The sequence below is a fragment of the Microvirga sp. P4_A5 genome, assembly GCF_056402495.1.
This window is the reverse complement of sequence record NZ_JBFUHH010000149.1, coordinates 1-7,169: the sequence shown is the minus strand read 5'-3', so window position 1 is coordinate 7,169 and position 7,169 is coordinate 1. Positions and strand designations below refer to the sequence as shown.

Sequence of the window (7,169 nt, the reverse complement as noted above, 5' to 3'; positions counted from 1 at the left end):
TTGCACGATAGGCCCGTTGGCCATGGTCTTCTCCATCACTTTTTCATTTGCGCATTTTCTTGACGCGAACCGGTATCGACTTCGCTCGAAAATGCTTCAGTAGGCGGTTTCCGACAAGCAGCGCGAGTCGATCCGTTGCGGGGCCAGTCCGTCAGCCGCGAGGGCCCGGAACACCTCCAATGTATGTTCTCTGTCGCGAGTTTCGATAGTGATGTCGATGGAAACGCCTTTGGCGGGCACGTCGAGGAACAATCGGCCGTGGGAAACCTCCAGAATGTTGGCGCCTAGCGCTCCCAGCCGGGTCGCCACGCGGCCGAGCAGCCCGGGCTTGTCGTTGGAGGTGATGCGGAAGGAGGTGATGCGGTCGTCCCGCTCCAGCTCCCGCACCATCACCGAGGCGAGGATGCGCGCGTCGATGTTGCCGCCGCAGAGCACCAGCCCCACGCGTTTGCCCTTGAAGCGCTCCGGCCGGGCCAGCATGGCGGCGAGACCCGCGGCGCCTGCGCCTTCCGCCATCGTCCGCTGGAAGGTCGCATAGGCGTTCACCGCCCGTTCGATCAGCGGCTCTTCGACGAGGATGATCTCCGACACGAGGTCGCGAACGATCGGCAGGGGCAGTTGACCGACGGCCTTGACGGCGATGCCCTCTGCGAGTGTCGCGCCGCCGATGGGGCGGTCCTCGTGCCGGATGGYATTCTGGAACGACGGGTAGAGCGCTGCCTCCACGCCGATGATCTCGATGCCGGGCTTGATCGCCTTCGCCGCGATGGCGATGCCCGAAATGAGGCCGCCGCCGCCGATCGGCACCACGAGCTGGTCGAGATCCGGCATGTCGTCGAGCATCTCGATGGCGATGGTGCCCTGGCCCGCCATGACTTTCGGATCGTCGTAGGGATGGACGAAGACGAGCTGTTCGTCCGCCGCGATCTGGCGCGCGCGGTCCGCCGATTCGTAGAGGGTCTCGCCGAACAGGATGACCTTCGCGCCGTAGGAGCGGGTGTTTTCCGCTTTCACCAAAGGCGCGCTTTCCGGCATCACGATGGTGGCGGGGATGCCGAGGCGTCGCGCATGGTAGGCGACCGCCTGCGCGTGGTTGCCCGCCGACATGGCGATGACGCCGCGCCGTCGCTCATCCGCGTTGAGGCTTTCGAGCTTGGTGACGGCGCCCCGCTCCTTGAAGGAGCCGGTCGGCTGCATGTTCTCGTGCTTCACGAATACGCTCGCGCCGGTGAGCTGGGACAGGCGCGGGGAGGGTACCAGCGGGGTGCGCAGGACTTGGCCCTTGATGGTGCCCGCGGCACGCCGGATGTCGTCGATGGTGATGGCGTAATCTGCCAAGGCGGCCTCCGCTCTTGTTCTGGCGTCCGTCAGACGGATCGCGGTGTTGGATCCCGTAATCCCAGCAATCCGCCGGGACGAAGGATCAGGAACACGATGAGTGTCGCATAAAGCGCCATGTCGCGCGCCTCGATGGGTAGATAGGCAGACCACAGGGTTTCGAACAAGCCGACGAAGAGCCCGCCCAGCAACGCCCCGGGGATGGAGCCGATGCCGCCGATGATGGCCGCGATCAGCGCCTTCAGCCCGAACTGGAACCCGCCCGCGAAGCCGAGCCCGCCGTATTGCGCGACGATCAGCATCCCCGACAAGCCCGCCATCGCTCCGGCGAGCGCGAGGGTCTGGATCAGCAGCCTCGATCCGTCGACGCCGAAGAGCGCGGCGGCCCGCGCGTCGTCCGCGAAGGCCCGCCAGTATCGTCCGAACGTGCTGTCGCGCATCAGCCAGACCAGGAAAACCGCGGCCGCGAGCCCGATTCCGGAGGTCACGAGCGACAGCAACGTCAGCGTCACCACGAAGCTGCCAGCCCGGGCAATGGGCCATTGGGCGGACCAGACCGGCGGCAGCCACACCGTCACCGGACTTTGCACGAGGCGCAGATATTCCATCAGGAGCAGGGACAGGCCGACGGTCGCAATCAGGCTCGGCTGGTTGCTCCGCGTCCGGATCCGGCCGATGACGAAATAGCCCCCGACCGCGTTGTAGATCGCGCCGGCGAACATGGCGGCGACGAGGCCCGCCGCGAGACCCGTGACGGGCGCGCTCGATCCGAGGCCCAGCAGGATCGAGGCGGCGGCGATGGTGGCGGCGGAACCGATGGCGGCGATCTCGCCGAAGGCGAGGTTGATGCGTCCGGTGAGCCCGAAGACCAGCGAATAGGCGACCGCCAGCAGGCCGTAGATGGCGGTTCGCGGCAATCCTGCGAGAAGTTGCTGGGCAAGGTAGGCCGCGTCCGACGGGATTTCGACGGCTTTCAGGGCGGGCGGAGAGCCGGGATCGCCCGCGACCCCCTCCGGGCTTTCGAGATAGTAGCGTTTGAGAAGGTAGAGGCTCGCTCCCGAGAGGGGACCCTGCTCGGTGGCGATTTCAATCAACTCGGCCTTGTTGGGCGACAGCCCTTCGGCTGCGAAACGGCAGATCGCGAACCGGTTCAGCACGGGACGTCCGGGGACGTCCACATCGTAGTCGATCCGCAGGCTGCGCGGCGCGGGGCCGGCCTCCACCCTCACCACATTCACATGCGCGCCGGGATTTAAAGCGGGGAGGGCGGAGCGGCAGATGCGCGCCTGCTGCGCGTCGAGGGACGACGCGCATCCCGCCAACAGAAGTCCGGTGCAAAACAGGATCGCGGCGCGCCGGATATTCGCTGAAAGCGGGCCGCGCACGAAAACCTGGACGCCGTCTAGCCGAGGGCCTTCAGCTTTTCGGCGACCCGGGGCGCAAAATAGGTGAGGATGCCGTCAGCCCCCGCGCGCTTGAACGCCAGCAGGCTTTCCATCATCACCCTGTCGCCGTCGATCCAGCCATTGCGGGCGGCGGCTTCGATCATCGCGTATTCGCCGGAGACCTGGTAGGCGAAGGTCGGAACCGCGAAGGTGTCCTTCACGCGCCGGACGATGTCGAGATAAGGCAGGCCTGGCTTCACCATCACCATGTCGGCGCCCTGTTCGAGATCCAGCGCCACTTCCCGCAGGGCCTCGTCCGAGTTGCCGGGATCCATCTGGTAGGTGCGCTTGTCGCCGACGAGCGTCGCGCTGGTGCCGACCGCGTCCCGGAACGGGCCGTAGAAGGCGGATGCGTATTTGGCCGCATAGGCCATGATCTGCACGTCGTGGAAGCCCGAGGCGTCGAGCGCTGCGCGGATGGCGCCGACGCGGCCGTCCATCATGTCGGAGGGGGCGATGATGTCGGCGCCGGCTTCGGCCTGCAGCAGCGCCTGGCCGACGAGCACGCTGACGGATTCGTCGTTGAGGACGCGGTCGCCATCCATCACGCCGTCATGGCCGTGGCTGGTATAGGGGTCCAGCGCCACATCGGTGATGATGCCGATTTCAGGCACGGCCCGCTTGATCTCGCGCACGGCCCGGCAAACCAGATTGCGGGTGTTCAGCGCCTCGCTGCCGCGTTCGTCGCGCAACGAGGGATCCGTGTTGGGAAAAAGGGCGATCGCCGGGATGCGAAGGGACGCCGCGCGCTCGGCCTCGCGAACGGCCTCCGCGATGGTCAGCCGTTCGACGCCGGGCATGGAGCCCACCGCCTGCCGGCCGCTCGTGCCCTCGGCGAGAAAGAGCGGCCAGATCAGGTCGTCCACCGTGAGGGTATTTTCGCGCACCAGACGTCGCGACCAATCCGCCTTGCGGTTCCGGCGCGGACGCTTGGTCAGGGAGAGGGACGCGGAGGCAGCTTCCTGAACGGCCGGGCGGGGAAACGGGGACAGCTTCGACATGAGCCTTTGATCCGACGCCGGATTGCTTCGCCGGCCTGCTTAATCGCTTAGCACATTTAAATTACTCTAAAAAAGGCCCCGGCGTCGCAGGGATTGTTTTTATTCCCCGTCAGGGGCGCCGGACTGCCGATTGACCTTGGCTCCCGGAGCGTCCTAAGCCCTTAGACCGTAAGGGAGGAGCCCGATGGAAGCCGAATCCGAAATCCTCTGCGAGACACGCGGCGAGGCGGGTCTCATCACGCTGAACCGGCCCCGCGCCCTCAATGCCCTGTCGCTGGGAATGGTGCGCGAGATGCGCCGGGCCCTCGATGCATGGCGGGTCGATCCAGCGATCACCCGCATCGTCGTGCGCGGCGCCGGCGACAAGGCTTTCTGCGCCGGCGGGGACATCCGCCGCCTGACCGAGCTCGGCTTGGCCGGACAGGCGCGCGAGGCGCTCGTCTTCTGGCGCGAGGAATACCAGCTCAACGCGCTCATCAAGACCTATCCGAAGCCCTACATCTCGCTCATCGACGGGATCGTGATGGGCGGCGGCGTCGGAATTTCCCTGCACGGTCCCTATCGGGTGGCGGGCGAACGCTACCTCTTCGCCATGCCGGAGGTCGGAATCGGTTTCTTCCCCGATGTGGGCGCGACTTACGCGCTGCCCCGATTGCCGGGACAGATGGGCCGCTATATCGCGCTCACGGGCGAGCGCATCAAACGCCCCGACGCCATGTTTTTGGGGCTCGCAACCCATGCGGTGGACGGCTCGGATTTCGATGCCCTGCTCGCTGAACTGGCGGCCGGCGCGCCGGTGGACCAGGCGCTTGCTGCGCGCGCCGTCGGTCCCGGCGAGGCCCCGCTCGCCCGCGAGGCGGCGCTGATCGACCGGTGCTTTCAGGCGGAGAGCGTCGCGGCGATCCTCGATTGCCTCGCGATGGACGATTCCGAGCCGGCGCGGCGGATGCACCGGGCCATCGCGACCAAATCCCCCACCAGCCTGTCGATTACCTTCGAACAGATGCGGCGCGGCGGGGCTTTGAGCTTCGCCGAGGCGATGAAGACCGAGTTCCGCATTGTCTCCCGGATCTTCGAAGGCCGGGATTTCTTCGAGGGGGTTCGCGCCGTGCTGATCGACAAGGACGGCACCCCGCAATGGCAGCCGGCGGAGCTCGGAGCCGTCGACAAGGCGGCGATCGAGCGCTACTTCGCCGATCTCGGCCCCGACGAACTGGAGATCGCGTGATGACGCGCAACGGCAACCATCACGCCATCCGGGAAGCCGCCATGCGGGCGCCCTCGGACCGCATCGAGGAACGCGCCGGAGGCGGCAGGCGGCGCTGGACCTTCGTCATGACCTGGTTCATGCGGGTGCTCTCGGTTCTCTGGATCATGAAGGGCCTGAGCGCCTGGGCCATCATCCTCGGCATCTGGACCCCCATCGGCCATTTCGAGAGCCGTTCGACCGGCTACCAATCCACCATCGTCTATTTCGCCCTCATCGACCTCATCGCCGCGGTCGGCCTGTGGATGGCCTCGACCTGGGGCGGCATCATGTGGCTGCTGGCAGTCCTCAGCCACCTCATCCTCGCAGCCTTCTTCCCCGGAATCGTATCGAGCGGCGTGGTGACGATGGCGGCTTTCCTGACGCTGGTGGCGGTGTATCTGGCCGTGGCGTGGCTGGCCGCGCGGGAGGGGTGAGGGCTCGACACACCGTTGAGGCATGGGCACCTCATACCTCCGCAGCTGCCATCTCGGCCATGTCGGCGGCTGATTTAGCTAAGCTTCTCGCGAAGAAAGTGGACATTCTCGACACCGCCGAGGATAGGCTGACGCTGACCGTCGACTCGGCGACCGTGCTGGCGAAGTCGGGACTTGCGCTCGCCTCCGTCGACACGGGCGCGAAAGTGAGCAGCCTCACAGCCTCGGATATTCTCGCACTCCGTTCCAGGGGCGTCGATGTGATTGACGTTTCGGACAAGCAACTGAGTTTTTCAGCCGCTCAGCAGGCGGCGCTTGGGATGTTGCGGTTGTCGTCCGACGATACCGTTTCCATCACCGGAACCGCGGAAGCCGATAATCTTCGGAAACGTGTCGAGCGGCGTGGTGACGATGACGCCGTTCCTGGCGCTGGTGGCGGTTTTATCTGGTGGTGGCGTGGCGGGCCGCGCGGGAGGGGTGAGATCACTTTAACCTCACCCCTCGAGGGTCTCTGGCTTCATCCCTCCTGCCTGATGCGAGCAGTGGCAGCGACCTTTCGCCGCCTGCCGCCGCACCTCCGCGAGCGATTGTCGCGCTACAGGTCGCCGAAGATGTTGTTGGCCGATAAGGCGATATGTTTGTGGAGAACGATCTGGAAGTCGGCGGCGCCGTCGCCGTTCTGGTCGCCGGAGATGATCGTTCTCGCATTCGCGCCGGAGCCGACGTACTTGTAGTTCAGTTCGCCCGCCTTGCCGGTGAATGCGCTATCGCCGAGAAACTTGAAATCCTGATTTCCCGCGACGCCCTTATCCGCATCGATGTTCCGGATATCGATGAAGTCGCTGGTGGAGAAATCGGTAATGACGTCGGCGGTCTTGCCGGGACGGGTTTCGCGCGCATGCTTGAAGATGAAGGTGTCGACGCCCGCACCACCGGTGAGAATGTCCTTCCCCGCGTTGCCGTTGAGAAAGTCGTCGCCGCTTCCGCCCTTCAAGATGTCGTTGCCCGCGCCTCCCCGCAGAACGTCCGCGCCGCCGCCGCCGAAGAGCTTGTCGTTGCCGTTGCCGCCATCGAGGTTATCGCGTCCGCCGAGACCGTTGAGGGTGTCGTTGCCCCCGAATCCCAGAAGGCTGTCCCGGGACGACGTTCCGTTGAGAATGTCCGCATTCAATGTGCCTCTTTTCGTCGCCATGACCGTCTCCCTCGGATGGTTCGCATTCGCGCCATCCCCTGTTCAACCGACTAACGCACACTGATGAGAGCCTATGAGGTCGGTTGACCGGCGACTGTTGCCCTTCGTGGGTAAGGACCGGCTAAGGCGAGCAGGATGACGTTGCGTCGCTCGCACTCATGCGTTATCATTATAACATATCAACTGTGCGGACTTGCTCTGCGATCCGGAGGTTTTTCGATGACGAAATTTGTAATAGCGGCGACCGCCGCTGCTGGCCGTGTCGGCGTTTCCAGCCGAGGCCCAGTATTTTCCCCTTGGGGCCGTTTTGAACGGGATCGGCAACGCCGCCAATCCGCCGCCGCCCGAGACCCGGCCGGTGCAGGGCAGGCCGCCATCGGCGGCTCCGCCGCAGAAGCGCGGCCGCGTCACCCACATCATCCCGCCGCAAAGCAACAAGCCGATGGGCCATTATCCCCGCGAGACCTCGGGGCCGTCCGAAGACAACGATTGAGGCACAGTCCCTGGGAG

Annotated in this window: 7 protein-coding genes; 3 read left to right on the top strand and 4 right to left on the bottom strand. The window is 65.4% G+C overall.

Annotated elements, in window-relative coordinates; translation table 11 throughout:
• Positions 1-96 precede the first annotated feature (96 nt).
• From AC1DVM_RS22035 to hemB, 3 genes are read right to left on the bottom strand one after another with little or no spacing between them, the layout of a single operon-like run.
• Positions 97-1,338, bottom strand: a complete 1,242-nt coding sequence (locus tag AC1DVM_RS22035; RefSeq protein ID WP_477258090.1) for a threonine ammonia-lyase — start codon at positions 1,336-1,338, stop codon at positions 97-99.
• A gap of 29 nt (positions 1,339-1,367) precedes the next feature.
• A complete protein-coding gene (locus tag AC1DVM_RS22030; RefSeq protein WP_477258088.1) occupies positions 1,368-2,723 on the bottom strand; it encodes a branched-chain amino acid ABC transporter permease in 1,356 nt (451 codons plus the stop codon).
• Positions 2,724-2,740: 17 nt separating this feature from the next.
• Positions 2,741-3,784: a porphobilinogen synthase gene (gene hemB, locus AC1DVM_RS22025; protein ID WP_477258086.1), complete on the bottom strand. Its 1,044-nt coding sequence runs from the start codon at positions 3,782-3,784 to the stop codon at positions 2,741-2,743.
• A gap of 184 nt (positions 3,785-3,968) precedes the next feature.
• On the opposite strand from hemB, the gene AC1DVM_RS22020 reads away from it, so the two are divergent.
• Together AC1DVM_RS22020 and AC1DVM_RS22015 are read left to right on the top strand one after the other, a co-directional pair.
• Complete coding sequence (locus AC1DVM_RS22020; protein WP_477258084.1) at positions 3,969-5,012, top strand: enoyl-CoA hydratase/isomerase family protein; 1,044 nt, start codon at positions 3,969-3,971, stop codon at positions 5,010-5,012.
• On the top strand, positions 5,012-5,467 hold the full coding sequence (locus tag AC1DVM_RS22015) for a DUF6163 family protein (protein ID WP_477258082.1): 456 nt from the start codon (positions 5,012-5,014) through the stop codon (positions 5,465-5,467). Before AC1DVM_RS22020 ends, AC1DVM_RS22015 begins: the two co-directional genes overlap by 1 nt.
• A gap of 595 nt (positions 5,468-6,062) precedes the next feature.
• Here AC1DVM_RS22015 and AC1DVM_RS22010 read toward each other — a convergent pair.
• Entirely contained in the window at positions 6,063-6,659 is a 597-nt protein-coding gene (locus AC1DVM_RS22010; RefSeq protein ID WP_477258080.1) for a calcium-binding protein, read from the bottom strand.
• Between the two features lie 259 nt (positions 6,660-6,918).
• Here AC1DVM_RS22010 and AC1DVM_RS22005 point away from each other — a divergent pair, with 259 nt between their 5' ends.
• Positions 6,919-7,152, top strand: coding sequence for a hypothetical protein (locus AC1DVM_RS22005; protein ID WP_477258078.1), 234 nt, complete (start codon positions 6,919-6,921; stop codon positions 7,150-7,152).
• Positions 7,153-7,169: the final 17 nt, after the last annotated feature.

What these genes read in the sequence shown, in the direction of transcription:
- hemB (WP_477258086.1), bottom strand. Translation starts at nt 3,784, where the DNA reads ATGTCGAAGCTGTCCCCGTTTCCCCGCCCGGCCGTTCAGGAAGCTGCC.
- AC1DVM_RS22020 (WP_477258084.1), top strand. Translation starts at nt 3,969, where the DNA reads ATGGAAGCCGAATCCGAAATCCTCTGCGAGACACGCGGCGAGGCGGGT.
- AC1DVM_RS22015 (WP_477258082.1), top strand. Translation starts at nt 5,012, where the DNA reads ATGACGCGCAACGGCAACCATCACGCCATCCGGGAAGCCGCCATGCGG.
- AC1DVM_RS22010 (WP_477258080.1), bottom strand. Translation starts at nt 6,659, where the DNA reads ATGGCGACGAAAAGAGGCACATTGAATGCGGACATTCTCAACGGAACG.